This window comes from Neiella litorisoli, assembly GCF_014773395.1.
In the GTDB taxonomy this organism is placed as follows: domain Bacteria; phylum Pseudomonadota; class Gammaproteobacteria; order Enterobacterales; family Neiellaceae; genus Neiella; species Neiella litorisoli.
The window spans coordinates 183,653-203,568 of sequence record NZ_JACXAF010000003.1 but is presented as its reverse complement, the minus strand read 5'-3'; the positions used below and the strand labels follow the sequence as shown (position 1 = coordinate 203,568).

Here is a 19,916-nt window from a genome sequence, read left to right as displayed (position 1 = left end):
AAGCTTAGTCCTGATCCTTTTCTATAAGAATAGACTCATGGCTTGAGCTCATGCGCCAAAAAGCGCTGCTAAAAAAGTGAGACTGGCCAAGTAATCGCACTTCAATGGGATTAAACGCCTTCGCGATTCCCAGCAAGTTATCTGCGTAAGCATGCATCGAAGCAACGCTCCCGCTTCGTTCGCAGGGCGTATGCATATGTTGATAACCAGACGCCGTTGCGATGAAAGATTCATCCTGCTCTAACTCGTTTAACAGTTCGTAAAACGAATCCGTATGAAACCCTGCCGGGTAAACCCAACTTGCACTGCAATCGATTCCCTTAAGAAGAAAAAACAGCTCCGACCGGCAGCTAAAACTTCGAAGCCATAATGTGTTTTTTTTAAGCTCGGGCGGAAAGACAGTTCCCCCGGCCAGCGTTAAAGGAAGGTTCGCCTGAAGACTTTGATATCGCGTCGCTAAGTCGATATTTGTACGGACTTTGATAACAAGATCGAACTCTAAATCAGATCGCCAATTGCATCGAGTGGTAGGTCGCTTAGCCGCCGAAACCACTCGTTTTTTTGCAACGCTTTTGGGCTCAGCCAAGTTTGCAGCATTAAAAAGACGTTCTGAGCGCACGACCAAAGCGAAACTTATGAAGCTTAGCTCTTCACTTTCTTTAAGGCTTGCCCTCATGCCTCGTTCAAACTGATGCATAAAGCCCCAAAATGCAGTCAAACTTGGCAGGCCAACCACAAAAGGGCTGCTTTGTGCATTACAATCTTCTGCTCGCATTTCGGTTAGATAAATATACTGTTCAGTCGATGGCAACTCCGTTGACAACGTTTTTTGAAACTGTTTCAAAATCCAATTGATTTGAGTTCGAATGGGCTGGATCAATCGACCATGAAACGCAAATCGTTTGGAATACTTATTGTTCTGCAAAGTTAAGTGAGCCTGCTGGCTCAGCGCTTTGCCAAGCCTGGTGATCTCATCAGTAGGTAGCTGAATAAACGCCTTAGCAATAGGAGTAAGCTCCTCTGCATCAACAGTTGTCTCTTCGTATTGGTCCCTCAATTCAATCATTGGAAGTAACCACAGCGCCAAATGCTTGCGTAAAACTTTGACCTGACTTTTGCGGGCTCGCTGGTAATCTTGACGGGTAATTGCAGGTTCATAACCGCACAAATGAGCTAATACGTTGCAAATTCGCCGATTGGTGAGCTGATAATCATCAAAATACTTGACGGTGTTCTTTCGGCTTTGCAACAGGCTATGTTGGGGCTTATGCTCCGCCTGGAGCGGCGAGAAAAGTAGTCTGTGATTACCACCAATACAGGCGCTGAGATTGCCAACGCTAGCAGGATGTGGCAGTTCCGAACTCACAAAGCGATGGTCTGTTTGCATGCGACTTGCTCGCTCCGCTTGAACTTGCTGGGCATGGCTAACAACAGGTGTGACAGAAACATAACCCTGCTGATAAGGAAATTGAACCTGAGGTGAATATGGGTTTACTTCATCTGGGTACGATGGAATTCTTATACTTTCTCGGACTGTTTCCGTTAGCTTTTCTAACCGATCGTTGTTTAAGCCCAGTTTTTTGAGAGCCCTAAGCCACGCACGGGCCCCCTGCAGCACTTCCACCATCAAGGAAGTTTCTCTGCCTTCCCACAAAAAAGTGTTGAACAACCAGATCGTATGACGGTAGTAACCTGAGTTGTGTGCCCAGCCAAGCTCTAGCGGGTCGGTATGCTCAGCAATAATGCGCTGCCCATACACTCGCGAATCTGGATATTTAAGGTTGTGAGTATGCGCCCATACCAACTCGCCTAGAGCAATCTCAAAAAAGCTCTCGTGCTCAAAGTAACTTTTGGCACGTTTAACATCTAAATAGTCGTTGCAAACTGGTTTGCTTAGCGACAGGTTGAGTAAAACGACCAGCGCATTTAATTCGTCTCCGGTAACATCCACAGGCTCGGTATACAGCATGAATGCCCGCTTAATAACCTCTTGCTGCTTTGTCACAGGCTCAATTATGGTGAGCTCTCGTAATTGCTTCATAATCCACCTTGGCCGCAGTCATTAGTGGAACTATTGAGAGCAGTCCCCAACAAGGCGAGCCTCGTATCGAGGATCGAGCGAAGTGTAAAGGCGGGCTGATATGAGGGCAGCTTGCTATGCAGGCTAACTTTGGTTGCAAGCTTGAGCTCGCCTTGTTCATACAGTTGATAGATTCGATTGGTCGAGCAAGACAGCAACGCAGCGGCATCAAGTACACTCACTAAAACATCTCCAAGACCACCACTCTTCGAGGTTGGCACCGATACTGCAGAAAGTAGCTCATCAAACAAAACACTAAGCACGATATTACGTTTGAAATCTCGATACGGTAATCGCAAACAATCGCGTAAAGTTGCGCCCAATACATCATCGAGCGAAGTTTGTTGCCAGGGCTTCATCCGTGTTTGATCCGCTTTAGCTATGGCTTCTTTGAGCTCTGATCTGAAGTTTTTGGGCCATTCTCGGCAATAATCATAAAAACCGAGAATGTCGATATCAGATTCAGATCGGGAACGAAGAAACCATGACAAGAAGCCGAATCTTGCCGAGATATCTAAATCGTTCAAGCAATACCCCTCTGCTTCGGTTACCACCAATATGGTTGATAGCCACAGGCTAGCCTCATTTGCCGGCTTCGTTTGCGCATCGCGAAAGTCAAAACCACAATCGCAATGAGTTATATCCTCCGAGTATTTAAAGTCACAACTTTTGCCGCACTCTGGGCATCGGTGCAGCAACTCACATCCATGAATATGGCAGGCTGTGTATGGAAGCAACTCCCACCGCTGTCGGCTATAGGGGCTATGACGAAGGCATTGAGGGCATACAGGCGTGTTATTCGTACGGAGCACTGCTTGTGGGAAATCAACGCCCATTCGGTGAACGGCTCGTTGCTCTGGTGAGAAATGAGTATCCGAGCGTGTCAAAGCCAACTTGAGAATGGAAAAAGGCTCTAACTGCAAATCCGCTTCTAGTTGGCGCAGGACTCTAACTCGCAGTTGGTGACTGCTTTGGGCATGATATACATTGATGCGCTGTAGCTCTCTGGGTAATGCCCCCGAAACAGCTTCATTCTCTTCCAGAAAGCGACAAAGACACTCTTCGGCAAAGTGAGCAAAGCGATCATAGCCTTGATGCTGACCAAGGCGTAGCAAGCAGCTTTCCAGCGACTCATCAGGATATAGGGCGATATTGCGGTTTTCCATAACACACCAAAACTTAGGTTAACTAAGTTTTAGTGTGTATTAATTTACGACAATTACCATGCGACACTCTCTTAATTCATTGGGCTTGTGATGTCGGTCAATAATCCCTTTTGTCAGGTTAGGTTTGAGCAGCCCAAGTTAAATCACCGTATTTCAGAAAATACTTTAATCACTCGATGGTGAAAGTGACCAAAACTCAGCGTATCAAAATTTGGCTTGCTGGCATGAAGTGTCAACTCGTTATGACTCAAAGGAGTCGTGTCCAAGGTTTGCGGCGGTAGTGCTTTAGTTGATTCATGCTCGCAGTCTATCAGCACAGTATCAGGCAAGGTTTTGTTTTGAGGTTCAATGGTCACCAATGAGCAACTTTCTGGGAGGTCGTCTTGGACTCGTTGCGCATATTCAATTAAACGGCGCTCAGCAAACGTATACAGCCACGCTTCTTGGTTAGGAGCTTGATTCACTCGAAGGATTCGCCCCAGAACCTGTCTGAAATAGAGCTCCGTTCGTACTGTACTGACGTGGCAACAGACTTGTAGGCGCGGAATATCAGTGCCTTCGCTAATCATGCCAACGCTAACAATCCACTGCAGCTTGCTGTGGCGAAACGATTCGATTTGCTGGTGTGGACGCTCTTTTTGATACGTGACGACGCAAACTGACTGACCAAATTCGCTCGTGAGCAGGTGAGCAATTTCATTCGCATGAGCCACTGACGATGCCACGACCAGTCCGCCTGCATTTAGGGACTGTTGACGTATTCCTGCGAGCTTAAGGCACGCCAGTTTTAGCAAGTACTTTAACGCATTAGGCTCCTCAACAACACTGCGGTATGAGTGTTTGGTTTCTTTAAGCATCTGCTGCAGGCTGGAAAACTGCTTTACACCTTCATTTTGCGAGCGACTTTCAACCTGATTATCAACTAAAACAATTTTAGGAATGCGGCACACTCCATCCGCAACGGCTTGTTTAAGACCATATTGGTAATCAACCACAAGTTCACCTTCCGGATTGGTGTATTTTGCCAATGCAATAGGAAGTTCATCTGAACGCCATGGCGTGCCTGACATGGCAAGAGTGTAACTTGCAAGGCTTTGCACTCGCCTCATGATCATTTGCCCCCACATATTGGCCTGTACCGAACCTGTTGAGCAATGATGGATTTCATCAAAAACCACAAATACCCGGTAGCGAGACAACGTCTGCCAGAAGCTTTCAGGAAGGAATTGTATGGCTTGATATGTAAGGCATTTTCCTAGCGTGCCGAGCCCGCCATCAAAGGAGCAACCTAGGTGTTTTGAGAATGTTGCAGTGATACCGTTGCAGACTTCTTTAGAAGGCGCAAAACAAAGCACTAAATCTATTTGGCGGTTCTGATGCAGCCGCTTAGCAACTTCTGCTGCAAGGAAGGTTTTGCCGCTGCCTGGCGTTGCCTGTAGGAAGAAATGAGCTTCATCATAGGTGAATTTTTGTTCTACACGTTGTGCACACTCTTGCTGCCAACCTCTTAGCACTTGGATTCACTCCGCAGCGACTTGATAGTAGCCGAAACAGCTTTGACTTTACCCAACAAATTTGCAGAGCGAATTTGTGCTTCGTGCAGTAATTTATTTAGCGATACACTAAGGCTTGGAAAGCGGCAGAGCAGGGATTGGTATTCCTCGATTTCGCCCAGCGTAATTTCAAGCTCGCCTTTGTGGCGGCTCAACTCTTCACCCAATACCTTTTTATCTTCATTTTGAATCGGTTGATTTGCTTTAGGCTGCTGATATTTGGCTTTGTGTGAGGCAAACGATTGCGCAAGAAATTCGTCTGAAACGACATAACGCTTGGCTCCATCCACCTCAGTCGAATTCAGCCAGCCTTTGCGCTGGAAGCTCAGAATTTGCCGGTATATTTTCTTTCTCGCCTCATTGGGGTCTTGCGGCAATAAGTCCGCTTCTAACGCTGCATTCCTCAATTCTACAACCGTAAAATTGTTCATCTCCTTTTCAATCAGCAGCTTAAACATGATGGCATTAATTTTTGGAACAGCTTTCACTAACGTCAAACACCCTGGTTAAAACTTAGGATTGCTAAGTATACAGAAATCAGCAAAACTTAGACAATCTAAGTTACCTACGGTTGTTTGATGATGAATAAGTGCTCAACGAAAACCCAATCCCAGCGAGGCTCAAAGCCGCCCGTAAAAAAGCCAAGATCACGCAAAAGGAACTTGGGGTAAAAATTGGCATGGAGGAGAGCTCAGCGAGTGGCCGCATGAACCACTACGAAAAAGGCCGACATATGCCCGACATAGGAACGTTGCGGCGAATGGCACAAGAGCTCAATGTGCCGCTCAATTACTTTTTTTGCGATGATGACCTAAGCGCTGAATTAGCCTGTGCAATTGCAAAATTAAACCCTGAACAACAAACCAAATTACTCGAAGATTTGGCAAAACAATCAGACTAGGCTTTAAGCGGCTTTTTGCTAAGCAGCATACTCAGTGACAAATGGTCACTAAACCGAGGTTTGAGAAGTTTGTCCTCATCGTTAGCTGCTGTGGTGTTATAGCTAGAACTAGCTTGAATTTGACTCAAGCCAAGATCGTCTAGCGATGTGGTAAAAGGGTTTTTATCTTGCTTAAACTTTTGCTCAAAAGCTATGGCCAGTATGGCTTTATCGAGTGGAGCGTCTTGTTGAAGGCTCAGCATCAACGCATATTGCAGGAAGTTCTTTAAAGCTCTCGGTTCGCCCTTCGACATTGCAAATAGCGGATAAAGAACGTCATTACTTGTCAGGTTTGGCTTATCCTCAAAGCCCATTCTTGACGCTAACCCAGCCACAAACATCGCAAAGTGGCGCTTTTTTTCTGTATCGATTCGATGCTCAATTTTTCCTGACTCTTCGAGCGTGTGTATCAGCTTGAAGTACTCCAACTCTCGCCGCCACGTTAGACGGGAATTCCATTGGGGCTCTTCCGCTATAATTTCTGCATACGGCATCCCTAAGAGCACAAAAGATACATTGGCCTCTTCACTGATGTACTTAAACGCATTCGCGATCTCCTGCCGCTGTTTAGGAGATGAATACTCAACCAATTCTTGAACTTCATTGAGGATGATTAACTCTACCGATTTACGTTTAAGCTGAACCACAAGGCCTTTGGCAAGCGCTATATCAATGCGACCTCTTGTAGGACGAAATCCCGTGTTTTGGCCTAAATCGATACACAATTGGACTAAGGAATTACGTTCGGATATTTTACTCGGAACACGGGATGACAAAACCGGCGTTTTCGCGAAGCTACCTGCGGAAGTTTTAAAGCGAGATAAGTAATTCGCTATTAGCGCTGACTTTCCTGAGCCAGCCTCACCAGTTAAAAGAAATGATTCCGCCTCAGCCCCTAGCGAATGTTGAAACCGAAGCTGATCAAATATGTCATATATTTCGGTTATTTGAGGGTACTCAATGTAGCAGTTGGCAAATGTAGATAACTGCTCAAGTTGCGAGGGACTTAGATTCTTCAATTTTAATAGCCCTCAATATCGCCAAGATCATCATCGAGAGAACTCGAAGGATGTTCGTGCGACGAGTTTGGGGTTTGAATGGCTTTAGAAACTATGGTCGTTGGCCCATCACTGCCAACATCCCGGATTTTGGCTAATTTGGATGTATTGCCAGTTTTGGTTCTGGAAGCTTTGTTCGTTTGTCGCTCCGCAATCCTTTTTGTGTCTTGTTGGATTCGTTGCTCTAGATACATTCTTGTATCAGCCAAATCCTCTTCGTCCACCATTGCTCTGGTGTTAGTCCGATTTACTTGTTGAATCACCTTGTGTTCAAAAAGAGATAGCTCTTTGGTGTAACCAGTGACATCTACAGCAGGAACCTTGATATAGCGCTCTTCTTGTTCTAGGTAGACATAAATCGCACTAATATCAGATGGATCGGTCTTGGTTTTTACCTGAAGGCTGCCGTTTAAAGCAGGCGTGTATTTTCGATAATTGTTTAACTCATCCGACTGATAGCGCAGCCCGTGTATATTGATGCCGTTTTGCCTGACGGTAGAAATGTTTAGCAAACCGAGTTCTATACTCAAACGGACGGCTTCTTCTTGATTGTATGTAATTGGAGGCCATTCAGAGCCTTTCCAAGTATGGTAAGGGATTGCGCGGACTCGGGCATCTGGCGTCATGTGGTAATGGTCGACAATCCATTTGTGAACAAGCTCCATAAACGTTGAGATTCGAATCACTGACTCTTTTTTGGGGTCGTAATCTTCGAGCTGCGTGGGGTTGGTGAACGTTTTCCCCGGCATTTCATTGATGAGCCCCTTGTTGAGTTGATCAAATAGTTTTTCAATGCCGGTTTTGCGCCAAGGTTTTGCTGCTTGGCTGTAGTGAATGTCAGTCACTAAGGGTTTAAGTGATTCTTCAAGGCTAGCACTCCAAAATTCAGCGCCATTATCAACAATTAAGTAGTCAATTTTACCGCAGCAAGGCCACTCATTTTTTATTGACGGATATTTTTTTCGCAGCCACGACTTATCAAGCAAGGTATTGAGCAGAGCTTTCCGGACTGAGTCATAACTAGGCTCTCTGAAATTAACGCTCAGACCAACAATACACTTACTGAAGCGATCATAGAGCATCGTCAGGTAAGGCCGTCCGAGAGAAACATCCAGCTCATCATCAATAAGAATTACAGGAACTGGAGTATGGTCAATTTCAACGTACTCCATTGGTTTAGTTGCAGGAATTTGCTGGCCAACGGTTCTAAACTCTCGATCCGCATAACGCTTACCAAACCTTGCTACAGCAACATCATACGGAGGAAGACTATTCACCCGCTGGTAAAACGCACGTTGGCTAAGAGGTTTGATTTTCCCCTCAACAATCGAGCGGTTTTCAATTATGACTCGACTCTTGTAATAACGGTAAGTCGCAGCAATAGAGACTCTTTCTCTGCTCAGATACTTCGTTCTAATTGCCTCATCAACCAGCCACTGTGAATCGCGCACCATTTGACGGTTTCCCTTGGAACGGTGCTTTGGAATTAATGCATCCACTGATTTGCCAGACTCAAAGTAAGCCTTTTTCCAATTTACAAGCGTCCGCCAACTTGGTGGAGATATATCTAACTGTTTTTCAACGAGCGTTAGTAATGGTTTGATGTTTTTTTCGGTCCAGCCGCCATCTAGGCGATTTGCAACAAAATGAATGATTTTCAGTCGTTGCATCGCTTCCTGTTGCAGGTTCGGGGGAATTGAATCAAAGCTTGGTTCAGAAAGTTTAGGCGGTGGGGCGATAACATTCGATGCTAACTCTGGTTGCGCATCAAATTGCTGTTCGCTGGCAGCCATCTCATCGATGAAGTCAAACATACCGCCATCACCCATATCAAGTTAACTCCACACAACGCTATCTAAGCCGAACGCAGTGTTGCGAATGTTGGTTTTTAGTGTGCCGTTAGAAATCCATGACAATGCTGAAATGAGGGTTTCACTCTCAGAAGTTCCTAGTGATAAAGCAACGTCCAACAAGGTCACGCGCTGATGTTTTCGCACGAACTTTAATATTGCTTTTTGTACCTCGGTGATTGTTTGCAGGCCCGAGTAGCGGTGCAACAACTTAAGGTTGCCGATCACTGGGTCTAGCCGGATTTGCTTTTCGGTTACGAGAATCAAACGCTTTCCATGCTCGCCTAACGAAATGCGCTGTTTTTCGGCAAATCTGGCCCGAAAGTCGGGTTTGAGAATTTGGCTTGAGTGTTTCACCTCAAAGAAAGCAGCTTCAGAGTTTCTGCTTTCTACAAGAAAATCTGGCGTGTAGCGACAAAGACGATTGTTGAAACGATATTGAAATCCGAAAGGCTGAGAGTGGTAGCGAGCGATATCTGAGTTGTATTCAAGGTGGAAGCAAAAATCAAACTCAAGGAGAGATTGGGTGCGCACAACAGCATCATTCTTCAAGCTCATAAACTTGCAGATGTTGTGGACATGAGAGGATTTTTTGGTTTGGTCGTACATGTCAGGCTACCGTTTTGTTGTAAACCTACAACAAAAAGTAGTTTATGCAGACTTAGTGTGCAAATTTGCAAACTTCTTTGCAATTTATGCAATCTTTTGATGCAAACATCAAGGGTGGCAGCCCTACCAGCCACATCCCGGCACTCGAGTCACTTGCTGTGGCTGCTACCTTCCGGTCCTGACCAGGTTCACAAGCTATCAATGCGAGAGGACCCGAAGGGCCACCATAAAAGCGGCGAGCATTATTACTAATCGCCGCTTTAGTTGCAAGGGATTACTGACAGTTCCGCCCGTTCTAGTCTTTTCCGCCCAAAAAGCCACCAAGTTTGTCCGATAACTTCTTCAAGCCCTTTTCTTTTTTCTCTTCGATCTTCTCTTTGTACTCGCCTTTGAGTGCTTCCCCAAAATCAACGCCGTAGCTTAAATTATCGAGCGGGCCGCTGACTTTTAACGGCACTTTCAAGCCGGTTAAATCATCGGCATCAGCACCGCCTTGGCCTTTTGAGGTTGCCACAATTTCTGTCGTTGCGGTGTAATCTAGGGTGTTTTCAACTACATTCATCGAGCCTTGGCCATTAACTCGAAGCAGCGGCGACGCAAGTTTCAAATCGGGGTTGGTCGCAACGCCTTTGGCTAAGGTGAAACTACCACTTAACGAAGAAAAGTCGGTTTTCTTTTCTTCTTCAGGCGCTTTTTCGCCTTTCATCAATGCTTTCGCAGAACGAATCAACTGGGCGATATTGACGCCTTCCAAGGCGCCGTCGGCAAACACGAAGTTGCCGCTACCTGCACTGGCCGATTTCAGTTTATTAGTCGACAAACCGGTGCCGCGAATATTCATGTCGAAATTGGCATTTCCGCTCACCATTTTAAGATCGGCCAGATCAGTGAGCAATGGCAATGCCTGAACCGATTTCAGACTGAACTCAGTGCGATAGCTACCAACCGCCTGCTGCGCATTCAACACCGCTCTGGCATTGGCGCTACCGTCATACAAATCGAGGTGGATAGGGTTTGCATCGAGTACACCGTCTTTGAGGTTGGCGTGCAGCTTAACGTTGGTCACAGTCAGCCCTGCAACCAGCACTTTATTGAATGTTAAATCGCCATCGAAATTGATGCTTTTAAGCGCACTCAGATCGGGCTCAGCATCTGGGTCGCTCGGCGTTTTTTTTGCCTCCTCTGGCGACTCGCCATTGCTCACTGGGGTGAATTCATCAACATTAAGCGTATCGAAAGTCAAAGCGACCTGAATATCCGGCACTGTCTGCTGGCGGAACTTAAACCAGCCAGAGCCGGTTAAGCTACCTACTTCAATTTGAATATCATCTAAATCGACGGTTGGACCAGCCAGGTTAATGGTACCTTTACCGCTGACATGCTGCTTTAACTTGCCGTTTGGAATGCTTGGCCCGGACATCAAGGCATCCAATGCCAGTTCATGCAATTCAATGAGATCAAATGATTTAGCAATGGTGATTGCCGACTCAATTGCCAGTTCAATTTCCGTATCATCACTACGAACCAATGCCGCCAGCGAAGCGTCAGAGCGAGCTCCGGGCACAAACTGGTTCAGTTTAAAGTGTTTAAGCTCCGCCAGTTGCTTAGTGCCTAACTGGCGATTATCGACGTTAATGGCAATGTTGGTAATCGAAATAGCGCCAAGCTCGACTGACCCGAGGCCTTTACCACCACTCTGCTTTTCTTCGGGGGCCGCCTGCTGACTTGAATCAGCGCCAGAAGTTAAGTCGGCTAAATTGTCGGTGCCGTCAGCGAGCGTGATGAAATTGAGCTTAACGTCATCAATGGCAATGTGGCTTACCTTTAGATTGCCACCAAGCAACGGCAGAACCGCCACTGACACATCAAGGGATTTCAGTGATGCCATGGTCGGCTCAGGAAATCCTTGTGGGTTAGAAAAAGAAACATCAGCCAGTCCCAAGCCAAAGGATGGGAACAAGTTCCAGCCAATGTCGCCAGCTATCACTAACTCTCTTCCGGTTGCATCCCTTACCGCGTTACTGATTTCATCCTTATAATCATTGGGATCAAACACTGCAGTGAAGATCACCACAGCAAGTATCAAGGCTGCGAATAAACCACCGACGATATAAACAAGCTTTTTCACGAATCTGTCCTTTTTTGTCAACGACTCAGCATATTCCTACTAGGATAGTTGCATTTAGCCCTAACTCATTGTCAAATTTATTATAAATGTGGAAATATTTGGTCTGAGACGAGCATGATTAAGATTTATAACGGCTTTATTGGCACCGTACTGCTGAGCGCAGCATGCTTCGCTCAAGCCAATGAGCAGCAACAAACTGAACAACAATGTCAGCAACAATTAGACCGCTTCGTTGGTATGCAGAATCATGTCCGGCAACAAAGCAACTCAAGTGTTCCGACAATGGCTGTCGGTTTCAGTTCAGCTGAAATTGAACGCCTAAGCCAACAACAAGGCTACTGTGCGACGTGGCAACAACTGATTGTTCGCCTGCAGCAGCAACACTCCACCATTCTGGATAAAACCGAACAGAAAACTGGCCAACCAGCACCCAAACGATAACTACAAAAAAACCGGCCAGTTGGCCGGTTATTCCACCAAAAAGCGAACCGCAATTACACAGTTGCCGCGCGGGCTTGCTTAATGTGCTCGGCAATCAAGAACGCTAATTCCAAGGCCTGATCGGCATTTAAGCGCGGATCACAGTGGGTGTGATAGCGCTCTGCGAGGTCATGCTCAGTGATCTCAAATGCACCACCAACACATTCAGTGACATCACGACCCGTCATCTCAAAGTGAACACCACCGGCATAAGTGCCTTCGGAGCCATGGATCTCGAAAAACTGGGTCACTTCTTTCAGAATCGAATTGACCGAACGAGTCTTGTATCCGTTATCCGCTTTAATGGTGTTGCCATGCATCGGATCGCAACTCCACACTACCTTGTAACCTTCTTTCTCAACAGTTCGAATGATTTGCGGTAAATGATCAGCCACCTTATCCGCCCCCATCCGTACGATCAGGTTCAAGCGGCCGGCTTCATTGTTCGGGTTAAGGGTATCAACCAATGTGCGCAAATCATCCATTTGCGTGGTTGGGCCAACTTTCAAACCGATCGGGTTGTGAACACCCCGGCAGAATTCAACATGAGCACCATCTGGCTGACGAGTCCGATCACCAATCCACAGCATGTGCGAAGCACAATCGTACCAATCACCGGTTAGAGTATCGCAGCGCGTTAGTGCTTGCTCGTATGGCAGCAACAAGGCTTCATGGGAGGTATACAAGGTCGTTTCGTGCAATTGCGGGGTGTTTTGCGACGTCAAACCACAAGCATTCATGAAGGCTAGGGTTTCATCAATCCGATCCGCCAATACTTGATAGCGCTCGCCAAGTGGACTTTTCGCAACAAAGTCTAGATTCCACTTGTGAACCTGATGGAGATCTGCCAAACCACCTTGGGCAAAAGCACGCAGCAAGTTTAAGGTCGATGTTGCCTGATTGTAGGCTTCAACCATGCGCTGCGGATCAGGAATACGGCTCGCTTCGGTAAAAGCAATGTCGTTAATGATATCGCCGCGGTAAGAGGGCAAACTAACACCATCAATCGTTTCCATATCAGCCGAGCGCGGCTTGGCAAACTGACCGGCAATACGACCAATTTTCACCACCGGACACTGGCCTGCAAACGTCAGAGCCACGGCCATCTGCAACATCACTTTAAACGTATCGCGAATATGGCTGGTGCGAAATTCGGCAAAACTCTCCGCACAGTCGCCACCTTGCAGCAAAAATGCTTCGCCGCGGGCTACGCGGGCCAAGTCTTGTTTCAGTGCTCGCGCTTCACCAGCAAACACTAGCGGCGGCTGATTCGCTAAATGCTGCTCTACCGCTTTTAGCTGAACGGCATCGGGATAATTCGGCAGTTGCATGGCTGGCTTTGAACGCCAGCTGTCAGGGCTCCATGGGGTCATGATTGGTCACCAGTTTTTATCAGGGATTGAGCATTATACGAATTACAACGAAGACGTCAGCTCCGTATTGCAGTCTGCGGTCAAAATGACCGCGAAATATCAGCGATTATTGATATTCGTCGTAACTTTTAAGGCTGCTATATCAATCGGCCTTGTAGATGTCGTATTTGAATCTAAGCTCTAAATAAACCGCAGTGTGAGCAAGGAATTTATGCGTAACAACCAGCCTGTCACTCAAGTCGAGCAAACCTTCAAAAGCAAGGAAGACCTAGTCTCAATTACCGATCTCCAAGGCAAAATTCAGTATGTGAATGGCGCTTTTATCGACATAAGCGGTTTTAGCCAGCAAGAGTTATTGGGTCAAGATCATAATATTGTTCGCCACCCTGATATGCCGCCAGCTGCGTTTGCCGATTTGTGGAGCACCATTAAAGCTGGCAATGCTTGGCGTGGTATGGTCAAAAATCGTTGTAAAAATGGCGACCATTACTGGGTTGATGCCTTTGTCACTCCAATCATCAAACACGGCAAAACAGTCGCTTACCAATCGGTTCGCTCGGAGCCGAGCCGCAAGCAAATCGAACAAGCTGAAAAACTGTACGCATCAATGCGGACCAATAGCCAAATTAAGCTACCTGCCCCGCCTCTTCGACAGCGCCTGTCAATGAAAGCCATCAATACGCTAACGACGGTTCTGGTTACACTCATTTTGCTTATCGGCTTGATGATTAGCGCTCAACCCTCCCTACAAATACTGCTTCTGCTCGCGCTTATTGGCCAACTTGGACTGTGGTTGTTCAATCACCGGCAGTTGTTCCTGCCGTTGGCCAAGGTCAGCCAGCACAACAAAGACATCGCCTCCGGTGACTTTACCCGCCCAATTGCTGTCGGTGGCACCCAAGAAGTAGTGACCATGCAGCAATCGAGCAAACTAGTCCAAGCCAGATACAAAGCTACTTTTATGCAAGTATCCGATTCGCTAAAAGAAATGACGGCGGTCGCCGATGAACTGTCGGCAGCCAGCCATGATGTGCTGGTCAGCATGAAGCAGCAAAACAATCACACCACCCAGATCGCAGCGGGCATGAGTGAAATGTCAGCAACGGTTGATGGTGTTACCGATAATGTGCAAAAAACGGCAGACACCACCAGTTACTTGTCGGAGAAAGTCTATGAGAGCGACCAAGTGTTTGCCGACGCCTTAAGTACGATGCAAGATTTCTCCGCCCAAATGACCCAAACCACAGAGCACATCAATAAGCTCGCCCAGGAAAGTGAACAAATCCGCTCGATCACCGACACCATTACCAGCATCGCTGAACAAACCAACTTACTGGCGCTCAACGCAGCCATTGAGGCCGCCCGAGCCGGCGAGCAGGGTCGCGGTTTTGCGGTGGTCGCCGATGAAGTGCGCGGACTGGCTGGCCGCTCGCAAGAAGCAGCTTTGGAAATCAGACGTATGCTGGAGCATTTGTCAGATGAAATCAGCCAATCGGCCAGCACCATTGAGAATAACAACGGCGCCGCTCACCTGGCGCTCGACAAGGTGGCTAACTCCAGAGAAAAATTTAAAGACATTACCGAGGGGGTCGAGCAAATTAATCAGATGAGTACCGAAATCGCCACCGCGGTCAGTCAGCAGGCTTCGGTAACTAATGAAATGGCCACCAGCGTCGAAACCATTAGCGATCATAGCGCAGCGACAGAGCGCAAAGGCGAAACGCTGCAACATAGTGCCATGGTGATCAATCAACATGCCTCTCTGCTGCAGGATCAAATCAACGAGCTGGATCTGTCGGAATCGCAAATGCTCGATTTTCAGTCAGCTAAACAAGCGCACTTGGCTTGGAAAACTCGGATCCGGTCATTTCTCAATGGCGATCGGTCCGCGATCACTAAAGAGCAGGCTTGCTCCCACCACCATTGTGCGCTGGGCAAGTGGTACTACGGCGATGGTAAAAAGCAATTTGGCACGCTGGCTGATTTCAAGCATATTGAACCGCCGCACGCCGAACTACACCGCACCATCAAGGCAATTTTAGAAGCCGTAGAAGACAATGATGAATCATTAGCAGAAAGTCTTTATCAGCAGATTGACCCACTATCGACAGAAATTGTTGCCTATTTGGATAAGCTTGAACGTTCGATACGCTAGGCTTGACCTTGGCGCAATTGGGACAACTGTTCGAGCGGTTTTGGCTTGCTGTACAAGTAGCCCTGATGAAGAGTGACATCGCGGGCAAGTAAGTATTCGGCTTGGCTGCGATGTTCAACGCCCTCGGCAATCAAATTCAGATTCAAACCGTGAGCCATGGCGATAATGGCATCCAGCACCGGCGTATTGACGCTATCTGAGCCTATCGTATCAACAAAACACTTATCGATTTTTAGGTAGTCAATCGGCGTACTTTCTAGCATCGCCAGTGACGTTTGGCCGGTGCCAAAGTCATCAATCAAGACTTCTAAGCCAAATTCTCTTAAATCCGTAATGGCAGCTTTGGCACGCTGATCGAGCAATTGCCGTTCGGTGATCTCTAAGCCGAGCTGAATGCCGCGCGACTTTAGTAACTTGGCTTGGCTGATCAGACCTTGACCATGTTTATCCGACAGGAAGTAGTCAGGAGGGAAATTAATGCCCAAGTGAAATCGTTCAGTAAACGTCCAATCGGCAAACTCAGCGGCCGCTTGCTCAACCACCAACTCGGTTAACTCGGTCATTAAGCCAAACTCTTCTAATACCGGAATAAATACATCCGGATAAATCAGCCCTCGTTCGGGGTGCAGCCACCGAACCAAGGCTTCGACACCGACCACCTTGCCAGTCCGAGCATCAACCTGAAGTTGAAAATGGAGGATGAATTCCTTGCGTTTGATGGCGCTCTTCACTTCACCATGGATGCCACGATGGCTGAACAAAAAGCGGCGAGCAATGACAATAGCAAGACTAGTGATCAGCGAGCAAACGATGGCAGCAAACAGGCAAAACCACGCTTTTTCTTCGATTAACTCGTCGCTGGCGATCACCTGTATTTCATTGTCATCAACACCAGCTAGCGCGGTATAAACGAACCAGCCGTGCGTTCTGACGGCATTGGGTGGCGCAACATCATCGCCCACAAACAAGGCCGCCGACTTCGCTCGCTGCTCGGTCCGATAACCTAAATTAGCGCGCATATAATCAAGATCTACCAGTGAAGCAGCATAATAAACCTTGCCGTCAACGACCCGTCGATTAACAACCGCTACCGAAATATCTTGCGACATCGGCATCAGCGCTAACTCAACTCGTTGAGGTCGCTCATCTAGCTTTTCAATATCGATAATCGCACGACGATCGGCATGATCGAGGGATGAACAAAGGATTTGACCGTCAGCAATGGTCTGCAGTTGGTAAATTTCGCGTTCATAGCGCAGTGCTTGTTGCAAGTAATCGCAATTGTCCGGCTGCAGCAGTGCCGATTCGTTTTCAATGGCAACATTGGCCACAATCCGGTTGTAAGCTTGAGCATAGCCCTCAGCTAAGGCTTGAACGGTATGCCTGACATTGAGCACACCAAGTATCGCCACCGCCAATGTCACCAAGATAACGGGCGCGATATAAATCATCCAAACTGATACTTTGCTGCGCGTCATCATCAGACTCCTGATTTAACGAGGGCATCCTTAAAATTTAAAGAGCCTGAGCACAAGCCCAGCCGCTGCTCCAAGCCCACTGGAAATTGTAGCCGCCAAGCCAGCCAGTCACATCGACAACTTCACCAATAAAATAAAGTCCCGGTTGCTTTTTCGATTCCATGGTTTTTGATGACAACTCATTGGTATCCACCCCGCCCAAGGTAACTTCCGCAGTGCGATAGCCTTCGGTGCCGGACGGCTTGATAGGCCAGCGCGCTAAGCGCTGAGCCAATGCTAGCAACTGCTTGTCATCGAATTGCTTGAGCGGTTTATTGTCGACTTGCTGATGCCCCAGCCACTGTTCAGCAACGCGTTTGGCGAGCACCTCACTGAGCACAGTTTTAATCGTTCGTTCACCATTTTTATGACGTTCGTTGAGCAGCCATTGTTCATCATTGTGGTCAGGCAACAAGTTAATCAATATGGCTTCACCTTCTTGCCAATATGACGATATCTGTAGCACCGCTGGGCCACTTAACCCCCGATGGGTAAACAGCAAGTTTTCTTTGAAACTGACGCCAGCGAGGGATTCAATCACAGTGGGTGCACTCACCCCAGAAATGGATTCAAAACAGGCTTTGTCGGCAGGCTGTAAAGTAAAAGGCACCAAGCCGGCGCGTGTCGGCAGCACTTGCAAACCAAACTGCCGCGCAATATCAAATCCGAAACTAGTGGCACCTAACTTTGGCATCGATAAACCGCCGGTTGCGATCACCAGCTTGCTGGCGCTGAGTACGCCAGTTGATGTCGTCAGCTGATAGCGTTCATTAGCAAAATCGACCTGCTCGATCGCGGTTCGTAAGCGGATTTCTGCGCCCGCTTGCTGACATTCAGACAACAACATATTGACGATGTCTTTGGCGCTGTCATCGCAAAACAATTGGCCCAGGGTTTTCTCATGGTAGGGGATCTGATGTTTATCCACTAAAGCGATAAAATCCCACTGGGTATAACGACTTAATGCAGATTTGCAAAAGTGCGGATTGGCACTCAAATAAGCATTTGGTTCGACATAATAATTGGTAAAGTTACAGCGCCCGCCGCCAGAGATGAGGATTTTTTTGCCCGCTTGTTTGGCGTGGTCAAGCAATACCACCGTCAAGCCCTTTTTCGCTGCTTCTGCGGCACACATTAACCCCGCGGCACCGGCGCCAATAATGGCAACATCGACCAGTTCAGGCTGTTTTCCAGACGTCATTGCGAAGACTCCTTGGCAGCCAAGGTACGTTCAATGTAACTGGCAATTTGTTGCTCCAGCGCGCTCAGTGGCACCGAGCCATGTCGCAAGATCTGGTGATGAAATTCTCGGATGTCGAACTCTGCGCCAAGTTGTTGTTCGGCTTGTTGGCGCAGCTGACGAATGGTGATTTCGCCCACTTTGTAGGACAAGGCTTGCCCTGGCCACGAGATGTAACGGTCCACTTCGGTGGTAATATTATGCAAGCTCAAGGCGCTATTTTGCGCCATAAAATCAATCGCCTGCTGGCGAGTCCAACCTTTGGCGTGGATGCCGGTGTCGACCACCAATCGCAACGCTCGCCACATTTCATAACTCAGCCGACCAAAGTTATCGTAAGGGGTTTGATAGAACCCCATTTCCAAACCGAGCCATTCCGCATAAAGACCCCAACCTTCCCCGAAAGCAGAGATATACGAGTAGGTACGAAATGGCGATAAATGAGTCATTTCGTTATTCAGCGCAATCTGCAGATGATGGCCCGGCACCGCTTCGTGCAAGGTTAAGGCTTCGAGCACATACAATGGTCGCTTATCCAAGCTGTGGGTATTTACCCAATAAGTGCCCGAATCGGTGTCACTGCGAGGCGAAACGTAGCGACCGGTGGTGTACTTAGGCGCGATACTGGCGGGCACCGGCTCAACGCCATAGGGTGTGCGCGGCAAGTGATGAAAAAATCTAGGTAGTTGGGCGTCCGCTTTCTTGGCGATGTAGGCCGCTTGTTGCAGTAGTTGCTTGGGCGTTGTTGCGTAAAACTGAGGGTCCGTTCGGAGAAATTGTAAAAAGGCGGCAAAATCGCCATCAAACGCCACTTCCTCGATCACCGCTTCCATTTGCTCGCGGATCCGCGCCACTTCTTGTAGCCCCAGTTGGTGAACTTGCTCAACGGTCAAATCTCGGGTGGTAAAGTGGCGCACGCGATTGGCATAAAATGCCTCACCGTTTTCGGTATCCGCGATGGCAATGGTTGTTCTTGCTCCGGGGATGTAGCGCTCGACAAAAAACTGATACAACTGATCAAACGCCGGCATCACTTGCTGTTCAATCAGCGTCAAAGCTTGCTGCTGAGCCTGTTGCCGCTGTTGTTCGTTAAGCCATGACGGTAACTGCTGCAGCGGTTTGAACAATGCATGATCGGCTGGATTATCGACCTGATAAGCGGCGATAGAATGCTCAAAGCCCTTGAGTACAACTTGCGGCTGAGTATTGCCCGACTCTAACCCTTTCTCAAGCCAACCGATTTGTTGCTCGAAATACCGCGGGATCTGACCGAGCGTGTCAAGGTAGTCACTAATTTGTTGCTCGTTGCGAAGCTGGCGGTGTTGAAGGTGATTCACTACGTCATTGTGAAATCCACTTTCGGCCATGATCGGCACAAAGTGACGCTTGAACTTGTAATAATGATAGTTATCGGCCAGTTGATAGCGCAAAATCGCCAAATCGACCTGCCGCTCTGAAGGCAGATCAGACTCATCAATGGCGTTCGCCTGTTGAAGAAATTCCTTAAAACTGAACTGACGAGCAACTAGGGTTAACTCGGACATATCGTCCAGCCCGATGGCTTCAGGCTGGCCCATGTATACCGCGCTCATTGGCGATGTTTGCAGCCGGTATTGCCAGCTTTCGGCGATCAAATCATCCAATGCTTGCTCGGCTGAGGATGACTGAGATGGGGCCGGTGAGCAAGCCGATAGATTGATCACCAACAAGGCGCCAACCAACAGCGCGCTCAATGCGGGGCGTAGAACACTCACAAAATTAACCTGT

Annotated in this window: 15 protein-coding genes and 1 other RNA gene; 3 read left to right on the top strand and 13 right to left on the bottom strand. The window is 47.7% G+C overall.

The genetic code is table 11. The features are described from left to right. Window positions 1-4: 4 nt before the first annotated feature. The 4 genes from IC617_RS03030 to IC617_RS03015 all read right to left on the bottom strand — a co-directional run bounded on the left by IC617_RS03030 (window position 5) and on the right by IC617_RS03015 (window position 5,287). Window positions 5-2,041, bottom strand: a complete 2,037-nt coding sequence (locus IC617_RS03030) for a type I-F CRISPR-associated protein Csy2 (RefSeq protein WP_191143503.1) — start codon at window positions 2,039-2,041, stop codon at window positions 5-7. Beyond that, window positions 2,038-3,246: a TniQ family protein gene (locus IC617_RS03025; protein WP_191143502.1), complete on the bottom strand. Its 1,209-nt coding sequence runs from the start codon at window positions 3,244-3,246 to the stop codon at window positions 2,038-2,040. The genes IC617_RS03030 and IC617_RS03025 overlap by 4 nt, the downstream gene beginning before the upstream one ends. A gap of 143 nt (window positions 3,247-3,389) precedes the next feature. Then, window positions 3,390-4,760, bottom strand: coding sequence for a DEAD/DEAH box helicase (locus IC617_RS19025; RefSeq protein ID WP_191143501.1), 1,371 nt, complete (start codon window positions 4,758-4,760; stop codon window positions 3,390-3,392). Continuing rightward, the gene (locus IC617_RS03015) at window positions 4,754-5,287 is read right to left on the bottom strand and encodes a VspR family transcription factor (RefSeq protein WP_191143500.1); all 534 of its coding nucleotides are present in this window, start codon (window positions 5,285-5,287) and stop codon (window positions 4,754-4,756) included. The genes IC617_RS19025 and IC617_RS03015 overlap by 7 nt, the downstream gene beginning before the upstream one ends. A 101-nt stretch (window positions 5,288-5,388) precedes the next feature. On the opposite strand from IC617_RS03015, the gene IC617_RS03010 reads away from it, so the two are divergent. Further along, window positions 5,389-5,700 carry a helix-turn-helix domain-containing protein gene (locus tag IC617_RS03010; RefSeq protein ID WP_191143499.1) on the top strand — a complete coding sequence of 104 codons (312 nt, stop codon included), beginning with the start codon at window positions 5,389-5,391 and terminating at the stop codon, window positions 5,698-5,700. On the opposite strand, the gene IC617_RS03005 is transcribed toward IC617_RS03010, so the two are convergent. The 5 genes from IC617_RS03005 to IC617_RS02985 all read right to left on the bottom strand — a co-directional run bounded on the left by IC617_RS03005 (window position 5,697) and on the right by IC617_RS02985 (window position 11,384). Next, the gene (locus IC617_RS03005) at window positions 5,697-6,758 is read right to left on the bottom strand and encodes a TniB family NTP-binding protein (RefSeq protein ID WP_191143498.1); all 1,062 of its coding nucleotides are present in this window, start codon (window positions 6,756-6,758) and stop codon (window positions 5,697-5,699) included. The two genes, IC617_RS03010 and IC617_RS03005, sit on opposite strands and share 4 nt — an antisense overlap. 2 nt (window positions 6,759-6,760) lie before the next feature. Continuing rightward, window positions 6,761-8,626, bottom strand: coding sequence for a TnsB C-terminal domain-containing protein (locus IC617_RS03000; RefSeq protein WP_191143497.1), 1,866 nt, complete (start codon window positions 8,624-8,626; stop codon window positions 6,761-6,763). A 6-nt stretch (window positions 8,627-8,632) separates the two neighbouring features. Next, window positions 8,633-9,256 (bottom strand): TnsA endonuclease N-terminal domain-containing protein, encoded by a 624-nt coding sequence (locus tag IC617_RS02995; protein ID WP_191143496.1) that lies wholly within the window; start codon window positions 9,254-9,256, stop codon window positions 8,633-8,635. Between the two features lie 121 nt (window positions 9,257-9,377). Further along, window positions 9,378-9,474, bottom strand: an RNA gene (ffs, locus tag IC617_RS02990) — signal recognition particle sRNA small type. Between the two features lie 77 nt (window positions 9,475-9,551). Continuing rightward, window positions 9,552-11,384 (bottom strand): AsmA family protein, encoded by a 1,833-nt coding sequence (locus IC617_RS02985; RefSeq protein ID WP_191143495.1) that lies wholly within the window; start codon window positions 11,382-11,384, stop codon window positions 9,552-9,554. Window positions 11,385-11,498: 114 nt separating this feature from the next. Here IC617_RS02985 and IC617_RS02980 point away from each other — a divergent pair, with 114 nt between their 5' ends. Further along, window positions 11,499-11,825 carry a hypothetical protein gene (locus IC617_RS02980; RefSeq protein WP_191143494.1) on the top strand — a complete coding sequence of 109 codons (327 nt, stop codon included), beginning with the start codon at window positions 11,499-11,501 and terminating at the stop codon, window positions 11,823-11,825. A gap of 53 nt (window positions 11,826-11,878) precedes the next feature. Here the strand turns inward: IC617_RS02980 and IC617_RS02975 are convergent, their stop codons facing one another. After that, complete coding sequence (locus IC617_RS02975) at window positions 11,879-13,237, bottom strand: class II 3-deoxy-7-phosphoheptulonate synthase (protein WP_224745743.1); 1,359 nt, start codon at window positions 13,235-13,237, stop codon at window positions 11,879-11,881. 211 nt (window positions 13,238-13,448) lie between these two features. Between IC617_RS02975 and IC617_RS02970 the strand changes: the two genes are divergently transcribed. Continuing rightward, window positions 13,449-15,392, top strand: coding sequence for a methyl-accepting chemotaxis protein (locus IC617_RS02970; RefSeq protein ID WP_191143493.1), 1,944 nt, complete (start codon window positions 13,449-13,451; stop codon window positions 15,390-15,392). Here the strand turns inward: IC617_RS02970 and IC617_RS02965 are convergent. From IC617_RS02965 to IC617_RS02955, 3 genes are read right to left on the bottom strand one after another with little or no spacing between them, the layout of a single operon-like run. Then, entirely contained in the window at window positions 15,389-16,873 is a 1,485-nt protein-coding gene (locus IC617_RS02965; RefSeq protein WP_191143492.1) for an EAL domain-containing protein, read from the bottom strand. The two genes, IC617_RS02970 and IC617_RS02965, sit on opposite strands and share 4 nt — an antisense overlap. Before the next feature lie 34 nt (window positions 16,874-16,907). After that, entirely contained in the window at window positions 16,908-18,110 is a 1,203-nt protein-coding gene (locus IC617_RS02960) for a BaiN/RdsA family NAD(P)/FAD-dependent oxidoreductase (protein ID WP_191143491.1), read from the bottom strand. Continuing rightward, window positions 18,107-19,882, bottom strand: a complete 1,776-nt coding sequence (locus tag IC617_RS02955; protein ID WP_191143671.1) for a DUF885 domain-containing protein — start codon at window positions 19,880-19,882, stop codon at window positions 18,107-18,109. The genes IC617_RS02960 and IC617_RS02955 overlap by 4 nt, the downstream gene beginning before the upstream one ends. Window positions 19,883-19,916: the final 34 nt, after the last annotated feature.

Excerpts from the sequence above, each read along its gene's own strand:
- IC617_RS03000 (WP_191143497.1), bottom strand. The coding sequence starts at position 8,626 with ATGGGTGATGGCGGTATGTTTGACTTCATCGATGAGATGGCTGCCAGC.
- IC617_RS02975 (WP_224745743.1), bottom strand. The coding sequence starts at position 13,237 with ATGACCCCATGGAGCCCTGACAGCTGGCGTTCAAAGCCAGCCATGCAA.
- IC617_RS02960 (WP_191143491.1), bottom strand. The coding sequence starts at position 18,110 with ATGACGTCTGGAAAACAGCCTGAACTGGTCGATGTTGCCATTATTGGC.
- IC617_RS02970 (WP_191143493.1), top strand. The coding sequence starts at position 13,449 with ATGCGTAACAACCAGCCTGTCACTCAAGTCGAGCAAACCTTCAAAAGC.
- IC617_RS03025 (WP_191143502.1), bottom strand. The coding sequence starts at position 3,246 with ATGGAAAACCGCAATATCGCCCTATATCCTGATGAGTCGCTGGAAAGC.
- IC617_RS02980 (WP_191143494.1), top strand. The coding sequence starts at position 11,499 with ATGATTAAGATTTATAACGGCTTTATTGGCACCGTACTGCTGAGCGCA.
- IC617_RS03030 (WP_191143503.1), bottom strand. The coding sequence starts at position 2,041 with ATGAAGCAATTACGAGAGCTCACCATAATTGAGCCTGTGACAAAGCAG.
- IC617_RS02965 (WP_191143492.1), bottom strand. The coding sequence starts at position 16,873 with ATGATGACGCGCAGCAAAGTATCAGTTTGGATGATTTATATCGCGCCC.
- IC617_RS02995 (WP_191143496.1), bottom strand. The coding sequence starts at position 9,256 with ATGTACGACCAAACCAAAAAATCCTCTCATGTCCACAACATCTGCAAG.